The organism is Streptomyces sp. XY006 (assembly GCF_002237655.1).
GTDB lineage: Bacteria > Actinomycetota > Actinomycetes > Streptomycetales > Streptomycetaceae > Streptomyces > Streptomyces levis.
Genome location: NZ_NOKT01000003.1, coordinates 248,037 through 266,458, shown reverse-complemented (window position 1 = coordinate 266,458; position 18,422 = coordinate 248,037). Strand labels below are relative to the sequence as shown.

General features: G+C 68.2%; 8 protein-coding genes. 4 read left to right on the top strand and 4 right to left on the bottom strand.

The window, feature by feature from the left end:
• Nucleotides 1–1,161 (top strand): acyl-CoA dehydrogenase family protein, encoded by a 1,161-nt coding sequence (locus tag CHR28_RS05700; RefSeq protein ID WP_094052439.1) that lies wholly within the window; start codon nt 1–3, stop codon nt 1,159–1,161.
• A 77-nt stretch (nt 1,162–1,238) separates the two neighbouring features.
• On the opposite strand, the gene CHR28_RS05695 is transcribed toward CHR28_RS05700, so the two are convergent.
• From CHR28_RS05695 to CHR28_RS05680, 4 genes are all read right to left on the bottom strand, one after another.
• Complete coding sequence (locus CHR28_RS05695) at nt 1,239–1,655, bottom strand: hypothetical protein (RefSeq protein WP_179272318.1); 417 nt, start codon at nt 1,653–1,655, stop codon at nt 1,239–1,241.
• 24 nt (nt 1,656–1,679) lie between these two features.
• On the bottom strand, nt 1,680–8,531 hold the full coding sequence (locus CHR28_RS05690) for a polymorphic toxin-type HINT domain-containing protein (RefSeq protein WP_094052348.1): 6,852 nt from the start codon (nt 8,529–8,531) through the stop codon (nt 1,680–1,682).
• A gap of 96 nt (nt 8,532–8,627) precedes the next feature.
• Nucleotides 8,628–12,239, bottom strand: a complete 3,612-nt coding sequence (locus tag CHR28_RS05685) for a LamG-like jellyroll fold domain-containing protein (protein ID WP_094052347.1) — start codon at nt 12,237–12,239, stop codon at nt 8,628–8,630.
• 32 nt (nt 12,240–12,271) lie between these two features.
• Complete coding sequence (locus CHR28_RS05680; RefSeq protein WP_256984139.1) at nt 12,272–13,675, bottom strand: integrin alpha; 1,404 nt, start codon at nt 13,673–13,675, stop codon at nt 12,272–12,274.
• Nucleotides 13,676–14,180: 505 nt separating this feature from the next.
• Here CHR28_RS05680 and CHR28_RS05675 point away from each other — a divergent pair.
• The 3 genes from CHR28_RS05675 to CHR28_RS05665 all read left to right on the top strand — a co-directional run bounded on the left by CHR28_RS05675 (nt 14,181) and on the right by CHR28_RS05665 (nt 18,414).
• Nucleotides 14,181–16,175, top strand: coding sequence for a glycosyltransferase family 2 protein (locus CHR28_RS05675; protein ID WP_256984138.1), 1,995 nt, complete (start codon nt 14,181–14,183; stop codon nt 16,173–16,175).
• 197 nt (nt 16,176–16,372) lie between these two features.
• Nucleotides 16,373–17,416 (top strand): ABC transporter substrate-binding protein, encoded by a 1,044-nt coding sequence (locus tag CHR28_RS05670; RefSeq protein ID WP_094052344.1) that lies wholly within the window; start codon nt 16,373–16,375, stop codon nt 17,414–17,416.
• Between the two features lie 143 nt (nt 17,417–17,559).
• On the top strand, nt 17,560–18,414 hold the full coding sequence (locus tag CHR28_RS05665) for a siderophore-interacting protein (protein ID WP_094052343.1): 855 nt from the start codon (nt 17,560–17,562) through the stop codon (nt 18,412–18,414).
• Nucleotides 18,415–18,422: the final 8 nt, after the last annotated feature.

Below are 18,422 nucleotides of genomic sequence, written 5' to 3'. Positions count from 1 at the left end.
ATGGACTACCGTCTTCCCGCCGAGCTGGAAGAACTCCGCCGCACGGTCGAGGAGTTCGCACACGAGGTCGTGGCGCCCAAGATCGGCGACTTCTACGAGCGTCACGAGTTCCCGTACGAGATCGTCCGGGAGATGGGCCGCATGGGCCTGTTCGGGCTGCCGTTCCCCGAGGAGTACGGCGGCATGGGCGGCGACTACCTGGCCCTCGGTGTGGCCCTGGAGGAACTGGCGCGGGTCGACTCCTCGGTCGCCATCACGCTCGAAGCCGGCGTCTCCCTCGGCGCGATGCCGATCCACCTCTACGGCACGGAGGCGCAGAAGCGGGAGTGGCTCCCCCGCCTCTGCTCGGGCGAACTGCTGGGCGCGTTCGGCCTGACCGAGCCGGACGGCGGCAGCGACGCGGGCGCGACCCGTACGACGGCCCGCCTGGACGAGTCGACGAACGAGTGGGTCATCAACGGCACGAAGTGCTTCATCACCAACTCGGGCACGGACATCACAGGCCTGGTCACGGTCACGGCGGTCACGGGCCGCAAGCCGGACGGCAAGCCGCTGATCTCCTCGATCATCGTCCCGTCGGGCACCCCCGGCTTCACGGTCGCGGCCCCCTACTCCAAGGTCGGCTGGAACGCCTCGGACACCCGCGAGCTGTCCTTCTCGGACGTCCGTGTCCCGGCGGCGAACCTCCTGGGCGAAGAGGGCCGCGGCTACGCCCAGTTCCTGCGCATCCTCGACGAGGGCCGCATCGCGATCGCCGCCCTGGCGACGGGCCTGGCCCAGGGCTGCGTCGACGAGTCGGTCAAGTACGCCAAGGAGCGCCACGCCTTCGGCAAGCCGATCGCCGCGAACCAGGCGATCCAGTTCAAGATCGCGGACATGGAGATGAAGGCCCACACGGCCCGCCTCGCCTGGCGCGACGCGGCGGCCCGCCTGGTCGCCGGCGCCCCCTTCAAGAAGGAAGCGGCCCTCGCGAAGCTCCACTCCTCCACGGTCGCGGTGGACAACGCCCGCGAGGCGACCCAGATCCACGGCGGCTACGGCTTCATGAACGAATACCCGGTCGCCCGCATGTGGCGAGACTCCAAGATCCTCGAAATCGGCGAGGGCACGAGCGAGGTCCAGCGGATGCTGATCGCGCGGGAGTTGGGGCTGGCGGGCTGAACGACGGAACATGCTCCATCTCGTCCAAAAGCCCCGCCGCAGATCGCAGCGGGGCTTATCCCTGGAGTAGGTGCAAGCTACGAGGCGGCACCGTAGCGGGCTCGAACTCGTTCCATGATGCCAGTGGTCACTTCCGTCTCGGTGAGTACCTCAACAGACCACCACGTGCTGTCACTGGCAGTAAGCACCATGAGACATCCCGAGAAATCGCCAGCCGCCAAACGCTGCGGATCAAGCGAACGACGGTCGGTTGCTGCGACGAGCAGCAAGTCGAAACATTGCTGCACACTGGCCGCAAAGTCCCTCACCTGCGTCCATGACATCACATACCCCTGAGGGGAGGAGTGCACCCGGTCTCGGATTTCCGCATATCCCTGGCCGGGCAACGCAGTCCCGATTCCATCGAAGTCAAGGACACTCCACACCCATTGGTTTTCCCCGACCAGACAGAGAAGGCTGTCAAGCCCAATCGCCGCTCCCTGGCTGTCCTGCATCCGGAACTCCATCTGCCTGCTCACCTAATATCCGTAGTCCAACGGTTCAGCGCCGCCCCGACTGCGGGTGCCGCCGGTGGCATTCTCGTTCCAAGGATGCTGATGCGGATTGTCGTGATTCTGAGGCCTCCCGTGATCGGTGAAGTCAACGTCCTTCACGGGTTTCCCTTCCGCATCAAACTCGCGTGCTTGCGCATAGGGAGGAGTGCGTCCACTTTTGCTCTTCTTCACTCCCAGCTGCGTATGCGGGAACCCAGCGGCCGCCGGATCGGGCTCAGGTTCTCCGGTTCGGGGATTACGCGGGAGTTCCCGGTCCGGGAAACCCCGAGGCGTAGTGCAGTTGTGAACGAGGACGGGAGTTTCCCTGGCCTGCACATAGTACGTGTGCGCACCGCTGACGGTGAGGTTGTGAACAGTGGCCGAGCCGACCGTCCACCTCTCCGTCGAAGTTACCTGGACCCGCGTCCCCGTTTCAGTACGCAGCCAGGCGCCAGCCTTCAGGTCAGTGGCATCGATCCACTCCCCCAGCTCCGGCACCCAGAACGGATGACCATCCGTCGCCGTGACCGACGCCGTCTTCGAGCCCTTCGTGCCGTCGGTGTCCACCGTGATCTTGACAAGGTGCTTGACGCCCTTGCCCTTGATCTCGGCCGTCACCGTCTCGACCTTGGTCTCGCCCGTCTCCGGGTCGGTCGCCAAGACCTTGTCGCCGATGTCGACGTCCTTGATCTTTTTGGTGGAACCGTCGGCCATCAACACCTTGGTGTCCGGCGTGAAGCTGTTCCCCACCTTGCAGCCCACGGCCTCCGTGGCCTCGTCCGCCGCCTTGCTGCTCTTGCGCCAGTCCTGGAAGCTCTCCCACAGCCTGCGGCTCAGGGCTCCGATGCGTTTGATCAAGGCGTAGGCCTTGTCCAACTTGTCCCAGTACTTCGCCGCCAGCCGCGCCAGCGGTCCGCCGGCCACGAGTGACGACACCACGTTGAGTGCCGTGGCCCCGCAGGAGCCCAACGCGCCGGTGGTGAAGCAGTCCAGCGCGTCCGTGATGCCCAGCTCGTCGGCGATGATCTGCCCGAGCTCCTTGGCGACGGCGATAGCCCGCTGCTTGGCTGCGTCAGCCCGTGCCTGCTGCTGGCGCGCCCGGTGCTGCGCCGGTGATTCCTTCGGCTTCTTGACGCCGTAGTACGTGTAGTACGTGTCGGTCGCCTTGACGTCCCACCCGCCGTCACGGTTCAGGCTGCAGGTGATGCCGACGTTCACGCAGTCGTCGGGGGCCAGGCCGCTCGGGTCGGAGAAGGTGACCGGGTTGTTGTTGCTGTACGAGTAGCCGTTGATCTGCTGCGGGTCGGTGTAGTCGATGATCGGGTCGGCCGAGATGAAGCGGCCCGTGTCGGCGTCGTAGTCCCGTGCCCCGAGTGTGGTCAGGCCCGTGGTCTTCTGGACCGTGCCACCGACGAAGCCCTTGTCATTGACCCACGCGGCAGAGGACGCCGACGACGTCGACTCGTCACGCGGGTTGCCGAACGGGTCCGTGCGGCGGCGCGTGGTGTCGCCCGTCTTGGCATTGATCGCCAGTTGGGCCGTTCCCTGATGGTCCGACGCGAGGAAGTGGACACCGGACGCGTCCCGCATGGCGATCTGCATGCCGCTGAACGAGTAGTAGCGCGTCGTCGTCACCTTCGACGTCGCCTTGTCCAGGTGCAGTTCCATGCCCGGCAGGTAGAACGTCTTCTCCTTGGAGGTGTCCCGGAGGATCCGTTCACCCGACGCGTCGTAGGTGTACTGCGTCACCGTGCCGTCGGCGTTGGTGACCTTCGTCAGCTCACCTTGCTTGTCCCAGTCCAGGGACTGCGTGTCACCGTTGAGGACACGGGTCTTGGTGTTGCCCGTGACGTCGTAGGTGTAGGTGTCCTGAGAGGTGACTTCGGGCGTCGTGCTGGTCGCCGCCGTCTTCTCGACGACCGACGACACCGTGTGCGGGCCGGAGTTCGTGCCGTTGGGGCCCGACTTCTCTCCGTAGGTGTACGTCCGCGTCGAGGTCGGGGACCCGTTCAGGCCGTGCCGCGTCTCGCTCTTCCGGTTACCGATCGCGTCGTAGCCGTATTCCGTCCAGTACGGCGACACGCCGCCGACCGTCGAAGGAGACGCCGCCGACGCACAGGCCGCATCGGCACTGCCGGTGCCCCTGGCCCCGTTGGACGCCACCGACGAGGTCCACGCGTCGGTGAGTCTGCGCAGCCCGTCGTACGTGAAGCACTGCACGTCGCTCGCGCCGCCGTTGGGCGTGTCCGCGATCGAGAGGACGTCACCGACGGAGTTGTACGTGAAGTCCGCGTCGTAGGCCGCGCTCGACGCGCCCTCGACCCTGACGCTCGTGTTGGCCAGGCGGTGTGTGCCCGCCTCGAACGTGTTGTTGAGCCAGGTCTTCTTGGCTGTGGACTCGCCCGTGAAGAGTTCCACCTGTTCCAGGTCGGACGTCGGCGAGTACGACACGCCCGTGACGTACTTGAGTCCGCCCAGCGAGGTGTTCAGGCCCGTGGGCCGCTGCAGTTCGTCGTACGTGTAGCCGAGGGCCTCGGCGGGCAGGTCGCCCGCCGCGGGCAGGCCCTGCCCCTGCACGGTGCCGTCGTCGTTGTACTGGGCGGTGAACTCGTACGTCCCGCCCAGCTGCGGCTCGGCCGTCTTCGACAGGAAGTACTTCGTCGAGACCGGCTTGTAGTCGTTGGCCGCGTCGAGGGTCGGATAGGTGACCGACGAGTGGACCGCACCGTCCTTGTAGCTGTAGACGCCGTAGAGCTCGCCCTTGGCCACCGTGTCGTACTTCGTCAGGGACAGCCTGGTGCCGGTGTCCGGCTCTCCCTGCCAAGTGGACTCGGCGCGGCCCAGCACGTCGTACTTGGTGGACGTCTTGTTGCCGTTGACCGTCACGGACGTCTGGCGGTCCAAGGCGTCGTAGGTGAACTCCGCGGTGCCCGTGTCCGGGTCGACCGCCTTCTTCTTGCGGCCCAACTGGTCATAGGTATACGTCCACGCGTTCCCGGCGTCGTCGGTCACCTTCTGCAACTGACCAGCCGGGGTGTAGCCGTAGGACGTGGTGACCGCGTCGCCACCCTGTGGGTACTGGATCTGGATGGTGGTGTGCTCGCGGGCGTCCTTCACGACCGTCGTCTTGGTGCCGCCCGCCGGCGGAGTGATGGTGACCCGGTCCCCACCGTGGACATAGGTCGTACGGTGCTTCTCCTCGCCCTGCACGTTGAAGATCGAGGCGGTGACTCTTCCGGCTCCGTCGTACTTGGTCACCGTCTGGCCGGTGAGGTCCGCGTTGACGGGCTGGAAGAGCTGCGCCGACGGGGCACCCGCGGCGTAGTAGGTGTCATTGACCTCCACCACGCGGTTGGATCCGTCGTAGAGGGTGTCGGCGACCATGCGGCCGCCGCCCGGCCCCTCGGTCTGCTCCTGCCGGGGCCGCAGCAGACCGTCGTACAGCGTCCACTCACTGCCGTACGACTGGCCGCCCTTCTCGATCTTCTGGGTGTGCACGGCCGTCGGGCCGGTGTTCCCGCGCACCAGGTACTCGTACTTGATCGACGCGCTCGCGCCGATGCGGTCCGGGAGCCAGACCGACGTCAGACGGCCCAGCCCGTCGTACGCGAGCTCAGTGCGGCGGTTGTTCTGGTCGATCTTTACGGAGGGCACGCCCCAGTGCGGCTTGTACTCGGTCGTGGCCGTCCAGCCGGCTCTGTTGGTCACCACGGACTTGCTGGCGAGACCGTACGTGTCCGTGTAGGTGGTCGACGAGGCGTACTCCGTCGGGGACGAAGCCGTGTCCGCGTCCTTCACCACCAGCGGGCGGCCGAAGTCGTCGTACGTCGTGACGGCGGTCGTCTGGTAGGTCGCCGTCGTACCGCTGTGCGACTCCAGGCGCTTGGTCGTGGTCACGTCGCCCTTGACGGGAGCCGCGCCCAGTGTGGTGGAGCCGTCGTAGAAGCTCAGGTCGTCCGAGATGACCTGAGTGCTCCGGTCCGGAGTCACCCCGCACTCGACACTGACCTTCTCCACCCGCGACACGTACGCGTACATGTGCCGGCTCTCGCTGTCCGCGTACTCGGTACGGACGCACTGGTTGTCCGCGACACCGACCTCGCCGTAGTCGTCGACCTGGCGGACCCGTCCGGTCTTCGAGTCGTACTGGGTGGTGGCCCTGGTCCGACGCCAGCCGCCGATGGCCAGGGCGACGTAGGTGTCGGTCGCACCGTTCGCGACGTAGCGAGCCCTGCGCGTGCCCCAGTCCTTGACGCTCGTGGCCGTCACCGCGGTCCACGGCACCGCCACCGACTTCTCGGTGACGTCGGCGCCGTCATAGGTGAGCGTTTCGAGTTCCTGGCCGGCCTTCCACTCCGTGTCCTCGTACGAGGTTCCGTTCGAGTCGGTGACCGAGGCGGAGCGCGTGGCGCCGCTCGCGTTCACGTCACCGTGGAGACCGCGGAAGAAGACGTGCTCGGTCTTGGTGTTGGAAGGCGAGTTGGTGCCCTGCGAGGTGACGACGCGCACTCGGCCGTAGCCACGCCAGTCGCCCCAGGTCCGGTACTCCGCCTTCGTGATGCCGTCGGCCTTGCTCTTGCGCCAGCCCGCGTCCCCGACGTACGTGTAGGACGTGATCCGGTCGGGGTTGCCGCCGGTCAGGTCGGTTTCGGTGACGGACTCGACGACGTACTTGTGGAACCAGTCGAGGATCGGGTCCTCCTCACCCGGCGGGTTCCACTTGACCGGGAAGCAGCGCTTGGTCGAGGAGTCCTCGGCGGGCAGGCTCGTCGGCGTGCACTCGGTGGGCGCGTAGCTGACGCTGAGCGCCCCGCCTGTTTCGTTCTCGACTCCCGACAGGCGGAAACGATGGAAGGGCTGGATGTTGTCGCCGGTCTTGTCGACGCGGTTGGGAAGCTGCTTGCCGTAGAGCTTGACGGACGGAAGGGAGACGTCCGTACCGACCTTGCCGGTGTGGTCGATGCCGTCGAGCCACAGCGACTTGGACCCGTCGCCGTTGTCGGTGAAGATCTGGGCGAGGCTCCACTCGTCGACCGGGCTGTACGACGCGTCTCCGGTGCGGATCTGCGTGGTGATCTTCGTCAGCTTCTTGCGGGTCCAGAAGGTCGGGGAGTTCTGGCCCTCGCACTTGGTGCTCGCCTTGCAGTTCTGGTCCCAGGGCACGTCCGGCCACCGGGTCGCCGTGGCGTCCGTCAGGTCTGCGGGCTCGCAGTCGGCCGCCGCGCCGACGCAGCGTTCCGCCGTGGTGAAGACGACCTGCGCCGCGGGCTTGGTGGAGTACACCTTGTCCTTGCGCTGGCCGTAGTCGATCCGCTTGAGGTAGCCGCCGCGGATGTACGGCTTGCCGTTCTCGGCCGTCTTCAGACCCTGCGTGTAGTAGTTCGTCTCCTTGCCGTAGAAGAACGACATGACGTTGCCGTGCGGGTCGATGACGTGGTCGAGGTTCCAGCGCCAGGCCTGGGAGCAGTAGGCGTCGGCGAACGTCGCCTTGTAGCAGGGCTCGCCGGAGTCGTCGCCGTACACGGGGACGGTCCAGGCGGAGCCGGTCTCCTCGTTGCCCGAGGCGAAGCCCGGCAGCCGGTTCTGGCCGAAGAAGTACTGGGTGCCGTCGGTGGTGGTGAGCTTCCAGTACTCGCCGTTGTCGTCGCCGTTGGTGGTGCCGGTAAGGCGCTCGATCTTGGAGTTGTCGTCGTTGGCGAGTCGCCACTGGCCCGTGGCGTCGTCCTTCACGAGTTCGCCGGACGTGCCGCCGGCCAGGGCGAGGGTGGCGTTGTCGTACGCCCAGCACTGGTCACCGAAGGTGTCGTCGTGACCGTCGTCGGCACACGGCTTGTACCGGCGCTCGATGTAACCGGGTTCGTAGGAGAACCCTTGCCCGATCCACGAGCCCTGGTTGTTCGTCGTCGCCGTCTGCCCGTCGATGGACTGGGAGTTGTAGCTCAGACCGACACTCGGCTGCAGCCCGCCGGGCACCGGCGGCGTGGTCAACGGGTACGTCCAGGTGAAGGCACCCGACCTGGTGTCGACACCCCACTCGGACGAGGCGGAGAGGCCGGTCGCCTTGTAGTCGCCCCCGTCGCCACCACTGCTCGCGACGGCCGCCAGCACGGTGCCGGAGGAGGCCGCCGACGGTGCGTCGAGGAGTTGAGGGGAGACACCGGAGGTGTCGCCCGCGGCGATCACGGTAGCCGTCAGCGTCTCCCGCGCCGCGTCGTTGTCACTCTCCAGGTACGTCGGAACTGAGCAGTTCTTCTGCTTCGGCGTCGTCAGGAAGCACGCCGGGTACTGGACGAGGCGGAGACGTGAGCCATAGCCACCGCCGTAGGCTCCTGAGAAGTCCGAGTAATCGAGCGTGACACGAGTCGCGCCCTTGGCTGCTTCACCGTCCGTGCGGGCCACGGTGAAGAGGACGCCGTCGATCCCGGCGGCCTTGGACACCTTGTGGTCGAGCACCTCGACGCGGACAGCCCGCGCGGCCTTCTTCCCCTTCGCCACAGCGGCCTTCAGCGGCAGCCCTTGGGCTTTGACCGTCTTGCCGGACAGCCGTATCTCGGCGCTGCCGGCCTGGGGCCAGCGGACCTCGTCGGGGCGCCTGACCGCCGCCTTCTCGGCCTGGTCGGTCTTCTTGAAGGCCTTCGGCGTGGCGTTCTGCCCCCGCACGGGATCGTCCAGGTCCGTTTGCGCCTTGGGCCTCTTCATGCCCTCGTCGGCCACGGCCTCGGGGGCGTTCTGCGGAAGCAGGCCTATCGACAGCGCCAGGCCGAGCAGCACCGCCGCACCGCGGCGGCCGCTGCGCCAGGCCGGTCTCGCGGACCGGAACCATGGGGGCGAGGACATGACATCTCCAGGGAGTGATCGGGGGATGCGGGAAGCAGAGGCGCAAGGGTGGTGGGGCGGACGGCCGTTGAGCCGCCCGCCCCGGGACAAGACGCGTCAGGCCGAGGATTCCTCGATGCTGGCGCCGGAGGGCAGAACGGAGACCGTCGCCATCAGCGCGGCGTCGAGCGGACCCTGATACATGCGGACTTCGTCGACGGCCCCGGAGAGGTACTCACCGGGTGTGGCTCCGGTCATGGTCCGGCCGACCTGGAGGCTCGTCTTGCTGAAGTCCCAGGTGTTGTCCCAGGCCGCCTTGCCTGCCGCGGTGCCGTTGACGTAGAGGATCACCTCGCCGAAGACCGCGTTGTAGACCAGCGCGAGGTGGTCGCCGGATCCCTGGGAACTCGGCACGCGGTTCGGGTCGAGCACCGTCACCGGAGTGGTGGAGCCGGCGTCGGTCGCCACCAGCTGCCACCGGGCGGCCGCGGCGCTGTACTTGACCCTGATCACGCTGCCGTTGGTGCCGGACAGCGCGAGCACGGTCTGGTCCGTCGCCGGCTTGGCCGAGGCGAGCCGGGCCCGTGTGGTCAGGGTGAAGCTGTCCTGGGCCGTGAGCAGTCCGGCGGGTCGCGTCGCATGGGCGCCGGTGCCGTTCAGCGCCAGGTGGCCGTCGCCCCAGACCGGTGCGGCGGGTGGCACGCACTCCGGGTCGGCCGCGGGGTCGCAGGAATCGTCCGGCACGTAGACAGCGGCGCCTCCACCGAGGGACAGGCCGGTACCGCCCGCAGCCTCCGGAGACAGGGTTCCCGCGGCCTCGTCCAACTGCCAGTAGGCGAGCTGGTGGGGCCGGATACCGCCGAGCTGCTGCCCCTCCGTGGGCGGAACAACTCGGTCGTGCAGCTTGACGTCGGCCACGCTGCCCTTGAGGTGGTTGGTGTATCCCCCGAGGTCGATCTTGCGGCCGATCTGGAGGGCTCCTGCCGCGTTCCAGGCCGTGTGGCGTGCCTGGACGTCGTCGGCCACGAGCACACCGTTGACGTACAGCATCATCTTGCCGAGTTCGGCGTCGTACACCCCGATGAGGTGGGTCCAGCTACCGGCCACGGCGGCCGCACCGGAGACCTTCCACGAGCCGAGCGATTCGATGTCGCTCACCGGTGTGCGGAAGATCCACGACGACGTGTCGACGTCGTACCCGAGCTCGAAGCCGGGCTGCGCGGTGCCGTCCTGGCTGACGACGGTGACGTTCTGCGTGGGCAGCGAGGGCAGCATGACCCAGGCACTCACGGAGAAGGTGTCACTGGTGTCGACGGCGGGTGCGCCGGCATCGAGATGGGCGTTCTCGGTTCCGTCCAGTGAAGCCGCGGTGTCGGTGGAGCCCAGCGGGCCGGCCGATCCGAACGTCACTCCCGATCCGGCGGCGGCATCGGGCGCTCCGCTGCTGCCCGCGGCCTTCGCGGAGTTCTTTGCGTCACCGAGGGTCCAGGCGGCCACCGGTGCCCGGCCGTCGCTCACGAGGAAGACATGGCTGGTCGGTGTCTTCTGCGGGTTGCCCGCGCCATCCACGGCGGTGACATGGAGGGTGTATGAGCCCTCGGCCGGCGGCATCCAGCGAATGGTGACCGGGCCACCGACGGACTGAGGCTCCGCCGTCTTCCGTGCGGTGTTCGCCTGGGGGCCTGTGAAGTAGTACCTGTACTGGGTCACATCGGCGGCCGGCGAGTCCATGGTGAAGTCGCCGTAGTCGCCGACACCGGCGTGCCACTCGTCGTCGCTCGGGTACTGGGGCGACGTGACCGCGGCGGACTGAGGTTTGGTGTCGTCGAAGATGAACTCGCAGCGCGTCTGGTCCCCCTCGCTGGACCAAGGTCCGGACGCCTTCTGGTCGTAGCCACGGACCGCCCAGCCGATGACGGTGTTCTTCGGCAGGGAGAATCCTGGCTGGTCATCGCCCGAGAGGTCCGACCCGACGGTGTATTTGAAGGTCGCCTGGCCGGTCTGCCCGTCCTTGCTCGCGTCGACCGTGCTCTTCTTGCCCGTCTTGGCGTAACGGACGACCTCCGTCCCTGAGCTGTTGGTCCACCACACCTTGAACTCGGCCTGCAGCTCCTCCGAGTTGGAGCCGAGGTCACCGTGGTCGTAGTCCTTGATGACGGCGTACAGGGTCGGCGCCTTGGTCACATAGTGCTCAGTGGCACGCCCGTACTCACAGATGTCGCCGGGCGTCATGTTCAGGTCGTCCTGGTCAGGGCGCAGCGGTGGCCGGTTGTAGGTCACGGAGAGGTGCGCGTTGCCGCAGAAGCGCTTCCAGTACGAGGTGTCGGATTCGCTTCCGGCCTTGAGGCGGAAGGTCGTGGTGTCCCAGCCGCTGTCGGCGGCCTTCTGGACGGTGCCCGTCACTCCGAAGCGCACGTTCTGGTTGGTCGAGGTGCACGATCCCGCCGGGTTCGTCGGCGACTTGGAGGCGATCGTGTCCTTCGAGGAGGGCTGGTTGGACCAGTTCGTCGACGAGTTGATCGCGCTCGCGCCCGTGCTGTTGACCCGGGCCAGCTGCACCTCGCGTCCGGAGTCGCTGTAGGTGTGCACCATGGTTACGGCGAACTCGGCGCTGACGATGTCCTTGCCCTTGAAAGCGCCGGTCGGTATCGCGAAGAACTGACGCTTGACGTCGCTGGTGCTGGAGCAGCGGTACGACACGTCGGAGGGGCATCGCCCCACACCCTCGTCGTCGCCGAACTTCCAGAATTCGGCGGTCGAGTAGTGAGACGACACCATGGTCCAGCCGGTGCGGTTCGCCGTCCTGACCACCGGGTCGATGTAGACCGGATAGACGGTGTCCGCGTCGGCGAGCATGCTCGCGTCCGGTGTGAGGGTCATGGTGCCGGGTTCGAGGTCCACGGCGACATCGGCGACCTGGGCGCCGTCCGGCGGGGTGACCGTTTCTCCCCCCGTCGTTGCGGGAGTTGTGGGCTCCGCAGCTTCGGCCGGTCCCTCGCTGGAGTCCCACATCACGGGCTGTGGAGCCTCGAAGACGTCTCCCCCCGCTGCGCTGTCGGTTGCCGTGAGGGCGCCGTCCGCCGTCTCCGACAGCTCTAGGGAAGACGTGTCGACCGGCAGTTCCAACGTGGCCAGGTCGGGGTGGGCCGCGGCCTCCGCGTTCTTGACGACCAGAACGTGAGAGAAGCCCTCGGCGCTCGCCGTCACCTTGAGGTCGACGCCCGGGAGGACATCGGTGTACGTGGCGGTCGAACCGTCCGTCGTGGGCTTGGGCAGCTCGTCCGGCCAGTTCAGCGCGAGTGTTCGCCCGTCCTTCTCGATCTCGGCGAAGGTGGTGTCACCACCGCCGGAGAAGCTCATCGCGGTCAGCGCGGCCTTCGGCGCGAAGGTGCCGTTCTTCTGCTCGACCAGCGTGGTGTCGATGTCCGTCCACGCGCCGTTCTTCCGCACCCGGACGGGCTGCACGTACTCGGTGCTGGTGAACGTCCCGTCCGGGTTGGCGACGGTGCTGCTGCGCTCATCACGCAGACTGAGGATCTCGACCGGCTTGCCCGACTTCGCAGCCTTCGCCCGGGCGTCGGCCATGCTCAGAGCCGGACCGTCGTCGTCCCTGTCTGTGGCCGCACCGGAGGCGACCGCCTTCCCGGCGGCGGGTACCCCGCTCATGCCGGCCGCCAGCAGGGCGACAAGCGTGGCGGCCACCGTGGCTGTACGGCGTCCAGTGATCATCGTGACGCGCTTCCCTCTTCCCGATCCGCTGCTCATCCGACCGTTCCGAACGCCACGCCTTCGTTGGGCAGCCCGTCCGCGCCGGGAAGGTAGGTCGTGGTGCCGCCCTTGGTCGTGCCGTCGATGTCGGTCCAGGGCAGGACGTAGAGCACTCCCTTGGGTGAGTCGGCGGCTTTGCTGTGCGGGACTCCGAGGTAGAGGTGGGACGAACCCGAGGTGAGAGCGGTGCCGTTGTAGTCACGGGCCGCAGCGGTTCCGGGCAGCCCCGAACCACGCACGAGGGTCTTGTCGGTCGCGCCGACAGCTGCGTCCAGCGGCCGCAGGATGCGCACTGCTCCCGTGTCCTTCGCTGAGGCCGTGTCCCTGCCGGGCACGCCGACAGCGAGCCGGACGGTCGCCGATGTCGTGACAACGGCGGTGTCGGTGTTGGCGATCGTCACGCGCTGCCCCATGAAGTCCCCGGCGGCCGGGGTCTCTCCGAGATCCACGGCGTCGATCGCCGTCACCTCCGTGTACGACCCGGAGGGCTGGACCCGGAACACCGCGGCGCTGCCCGCGTCGCCGGTCTCGCCGATGTCCTCGCCCGGCGTCCCGACCGCGAGGAGCACGTCCGAGTTGTAGGTCTGGTCGCCGGGCCGGTACCCCGTCATGGAGATCGAGGTACCGAACCCGTCACCGGCCTCGGCTACACCGTCGATGCCGGAGCCGTCCTGGTCGAGTCCGACCAGAGGCGTGGGCAGTCCGCCGGACATCGTGTGGCTGAAGACACTCACACCGCCGGCGAACTTGGTGTCGCCGATGGCCTCACCCGGGGCACCGACGGCGAAGAACCGATTCGTCCCGGCCACCGAGTATCCGAAGCGATCGTGCGCCTCGACATTGCCGGGGACGCCCGGATCCTTCTGGCTGACCGACACCCGCGTCGCGCCCTGGACGTAGGCGACGCAGCCCGCGTCGGCATACGTCGTCCCGTCCACGGTGACGTTCTCACCGGGTGTGCCGACGACCAGGTACGGCGTGTTGTTCGCCGTACCGCCGGCCCGCAGCGCGTACCCGAACCAGTCGTACGCCTCGGTGGACGTACCGGAGTCGAGCTCCGACTGGGTGTACCCCTCGATCTTCGAGCCCGCGCCGATGCCGGTCGGGGTGCCATGGATGACGTACACGGCACCCGCGTCTACCAACTGCCCACCGCTCTGGGCGATGTCCTCGTAGGGGGCACCCACGACCAAGTCGGTGCATCCGTCACCGTCCGCGTCGTACGAGCTCCGGGAGAAGCCGAACTGATCACCCGCTTCAGGAGTGGCCCCCATGCCGCTGGTCGCCTGGGAGATCTCCGCGACACCCTTGCCGCCGCCCAGGACGACCCGCACCAGACCCGCCGCCTTGGCTCCGTTCACGGTGGCCTGCGGATCGGCGATAACCGTGTCGGCCACGCCGTCGCCATTGAAGTCACTGGAAGTCCCCGCTGTGCAGGCTGCTGCCGCAGCCTGCGGAGAACTCACCGAAAGACCACCTATAGCCATGGCAAAGGCGCCTGCTGTCGCAGCCCATACCCAGCCCGGACGCATACGCGTACGCACACCCCACCCCTTGGGCTCATCCGGGCAGACCCACCCCCGCCCGCTATGAAAGTTGTAAGCGCAGACTAAATATGGCGCGGCTAAAGCATGTCAACCCTCGGCCTCATCAAACGGGAAGCGACGATCGTGGCAACACGGGCGCAAATCGCCCATCAGGCCACCCGGCCGAAAATCGCCCTGAACTGGCACTTCCTCCAGCGGCCACTTCACGGACACTGCTACTCCATGGTATCTTCACGGTGCATATGGCACCTTCCCCTGCGCACGTACTGACCACACGTGCATTCCGAGCAGGTCCGACGAGGGGGCGTGCCTCGTATTTTCTGGGGGAGCTCCATTGGCCGGCCCTGCCGTTTCCGTGGTTATCGCTGCGTACAATGCGATGCCTTATCTCACGCGCTGCATCACTTCCGTCGCCGAGCAAAGCATCGGCCGAGACGCGTTGGAGATACTCGTCATCAACGACGGCTCCACAGACGGCACGGGCGAGGAACTCGACCGGCTCGCCAAGCAATATCCGACTCTGGTGCGGGTCTTTCACCAGGAGAATTCCGGTGGGCCGTCGGCCCCGCGGAACAAAGGGCTCGACCACGCCCGGGGCACGTTCGTCTTCTTCCTGGACGCCGACGACTACCTGGCCCCCGAGGCGCTGGAGCGCATGGTGGCCATGGCCGAGGCCAACGGCACCGACATCGTGCTCGGCAAGATGGTCGGGGTCGGCGGACGCGGGGCGCCCACCTCGATGTTCCGGCGCAACCAGCCACGCACCGACGTCTTCTCGTCCCGCGTGTACTGGACCCTCAACCCCATGAAGCTGTTCCGCCGAGAGCTGCTGGAGCGGCTGGAGCTGCGGTTCCCGACGGACCTGAAGATCGGCGAGGACCAGCTCTTCGTCGGCCCCGCCTATCTGCACGCGGACGGCATCTCCGTCCTCGCCGACTACGACTGCCTCTACTGGGTCGAGCGTGAGGACAGCGGCAACATCACCCTGCGGACCGGCGGCTCCGAACCCCGCCTGCGCTTCCTGCCCCGCGTCGTGGATCTGCTGCTGGAACAGGTGCCGCCCGGCCCCCGCCGCGACCACTTGGCCCACCGTCATCTGACGGTGGAGGTTCAGCAACTCCTCGACCACCTGGTACACGAGCCGCGGCCCGAACAGGAGAAGGCGCTGGCCCGGCTCGCCGAGATCATCGCGCCGCTCTGGCACGAAGGGCTGAACGACCGGCTGTCGGCGATGGCCCGTCTGCGCCTGCACCTGGTCCGGCACACCATGCTGGACGAACTGCTCGAACTGGTGCGGTTCGAGGGCGAGCTGGCCCGCAGCGGCGTGGCAACCCCCGTCCTCGTCGACGGCGGCCGTGCCTACGCCCGCTACCCCTACCTCCGGGATCCGGCCCGCGGCATCCCCGACGCCTGCTACGACGTGACCCGCCAGCTCGGCGTACGCCACCACATCACCCGCGCCGAACTCCGCGGCACCGTCCTGCACCTGGCCGGGCACGGCTACCTGCATCGGGTGGCCACCGAGGACATGTCCACCGAGCTCGTGCTGCGTGAGCGGGAGAGCGGTACGGAGTACCGGCTTCCGGTCACGCACACCGCGACGCCCGGGCTCGGCGAAGACGAGGACGAGGGCTGCTTCGTCTACGACAAGGCCGGTTTCGAGGTCGCCGTCGACCTCACCACCGCCGGCCACGGCGCACCGCTCGCCGACGGACTGTGGGACCTGTTCCTCACGATCGGGGCTCAGGGCATCTCCCGCGAGGTGCGGATCGGCAGCAAGCGGGACCGCGGGGTCTCCGGATCCCCGGCGACGCACATCCTCGGCAGCGGCGACGCGCTGCGCGCCGTGACGCTGTACGCCACCAAGCCGCACGGCAACCTCACGCTCGACGTCGGTGAGCGCAAGCACGAGGTGCTGCCTCAGCTGAACGTCGCCACGGTGCGGTGGGCCCCCGGCGCGCCCACGGAACTGGAGTTCGCCGGCCGATGCACCCTCGCCGCAGTCCCCGACGGGGCCCTCGCGGTGTGCCTGGAGGACGGCCGCGGCGGCAGCGCCGTGTTCCCGGCTCGCCCGGCCTCGGAGGCCGGCGGTGACTTCGTGGTGCGGGTCCCGGTCACCGAGCTCCCCGCCGGACTGTGGGAGGGGCGCGTTCGTCTCGGACCGTGGACCGTTCCGCTGCCGTCCGTCCCGCTGGACCTCGCCCCCGCCAAGTGGCGCCGCCGTGGCCTCCCTTGGTACGCGAAGCCTGCGCTGGAGAACCGCGAGAACAGCAAGGCCGGCGAGGCGTTCACGCTGCGCGTCGCCCGTACCGACCTGGTCCAGGCCCTGACGCGGCGTCTCAACTCGTAGGCAGGGCTGCCGGGTGGCCCCGGCGCTTCGTGATCCGGATCACTGTCGGCTTCCGCATTCCCGCCCGCTTCCCCGGGCACGGATACGAGGGCCCCCCTGGACAAGATCTGAGGTTAGGCTAACCTAAGCCTGATTCCAGCCAAGCGGCTCTTCGTCGCGCCCTCAGTGGCTCCGTACGTATGAAAGCAGACCCAGCCATGTCGAACGCCAGAACCGCCCGCTTCTCCCGCCGCGGCCTGCTCGCCGCCGGTGGTGCACTCGGACTCGGCGCCCTCGTGACCGCGTGCGGCAGCGAGGACTCCAAGGACGGCGGCTCGGAATCGACGGCCGGTGCCCAGTCCGGCCCGTGGTCCTTCAAGGACGACCGCGGCAAGACCGTCAAGCTCGACAAGGCCCCCGCGACCATCGTGGCGTTCACCGGCGTCGCCGCCGCCCTGTACGACTACGGCGTCACGGTCAAGGGCGTCTTCGGCCCCACCAAGACCCAGGACGGCAAGCCCGACGTCCAGGCCGGCGACATGGACATCAGCAAGGTGACCATCCTCGGCAACACCTGGGACCAGTTCAACGTCGAGAAGTACGCGGCCCTCGCGCCCGACGTGCTGATCTCCACCATGTTCGACGACGCCGGCACCCTCTGGTACGTCCCCGAGGCCTCCAAGGACAAGATCGCCAAGCTCGCCCCGAGCGTCGGCGTCTCCGTCTACGACCGGCAGATCACCGCCCCGCTGCAGCGCATGTGGGAGCTGGCCGAGTCCCTCGGCGGCGACATGAAGTCCGCCAAGGCCGCCGACGCCAAGAAGCGGTTCGAGGAGGCCTCCGAGCGGCTGCGCAAGGCCGCCAAGGCGAACCCCGGCATCAAGGTGATGGCCGGTTCCGCGAGCCAGGAGCTGTTCTACGTCTCCGGCACCAACCTCTCCGTCGACCTGGAGTACTTCAAGGCCCTCGGCGTGAACTTCGTCGAGCCGCCGGAGAAGGCCAAGGCCCAGGGCGGCGGCTGGTTCGAGAGCCTGAGCTGGGAGAACGTCGACAAGTACCAGGCCGACATCATCATGATGGACGACCGCTCCTCCGCCATCCAGCCGGCGGACATCACCGAGGCGACCTGGAAGAAGCTGCCCGCGGTCAAGGCCGGCCAGGTCATCGCGCGTTCGGCCGAGCCGATCCTGTCCTACGACAAGTGCGTGCCGCTGGTGGAGAACCTCGCCAAGGCCATCGAGACCGCGAAGAAGGTCAGCTAGGCGCTCGGCGCCGAGGGGAACGCGCCGGGGCCCGCAACCGCGGGCCCGGCGTGGCCGCACGCGCCGTCCCCCGCGCCCCGCGCCCTCGAAGGGGCGCACCCAGGCGCACCCACACCCCCTGACGACGACTCAGGAGCCCTTCCATGACCACCGCCGTAGCCGCCCCGTTCCGCTTCTTCTCCCTCCAGGTCGCGCGGACGAGGCGGCTCGGGCCGTCTCTGGTCCGTGTCACCTTCACCGGGCCCGATCTGCACGCCTTCCACTCCGACGGCCGTGACCAGTCGCTGTCGCTGTTCCTGCCGCACCCGGGACAGCCCGAGCCGGTCGTGCCGCTGGAGCTCGGGGACGGCTGGTGGCAGGGCTGGCGCGAACTCCCGGACGACGTACGGGCCGTGATGCGGTCGTACACGCTGCGCGCGCTGCGCCGCGACCCGGACGAGATCGACATCGACTTCGCCCTGCACGGCATCGAGCCGGGCGCCTCGGTGCAGGCCGGCCCCGCCTCCCGCTGGGCCGCCCGGGCCGCCGCCGGGGACCGGGTGCTGCTGCTCGGCCCGGCCGTCGCCGACAACCGTGCCATCCGCTTCCGGCCGCCCGGGGACACCGACCTCGTGGTCGTCTGGGGCGACGAGACCGCCGTGCCGGCCGCCTCGGCCATCGTCGAGTCGCTGCCCGCCGGCACCCGGGCCCGTATCTGGCTGGAGGTCCCGCACGCCGGGGACATCCAGGACCTGGTGACCGAGGCCGACGCCGAGATCACCTGGCTCGTGCGGGAGCGGGAGGGTGCCGAGGGGTCCCCCATGGCCCTCGACGCCCTCCGCGCGGCCCGGCTGCCGCACGCGGAGCGCCCGTACGTCTGGATCGCCGGTGAGTCCGGGTGCGTGAAGGAGCTGCGCCGCCACTTCGTGCGCGAGCGCGGGATCGACCGGCGGCGGATCACGTTCGTCGGCTACTGGCGCCGCGGCGTGACCGAGGAGCAGTTGCGCGCCGAGGGTTAGCCGTCGCA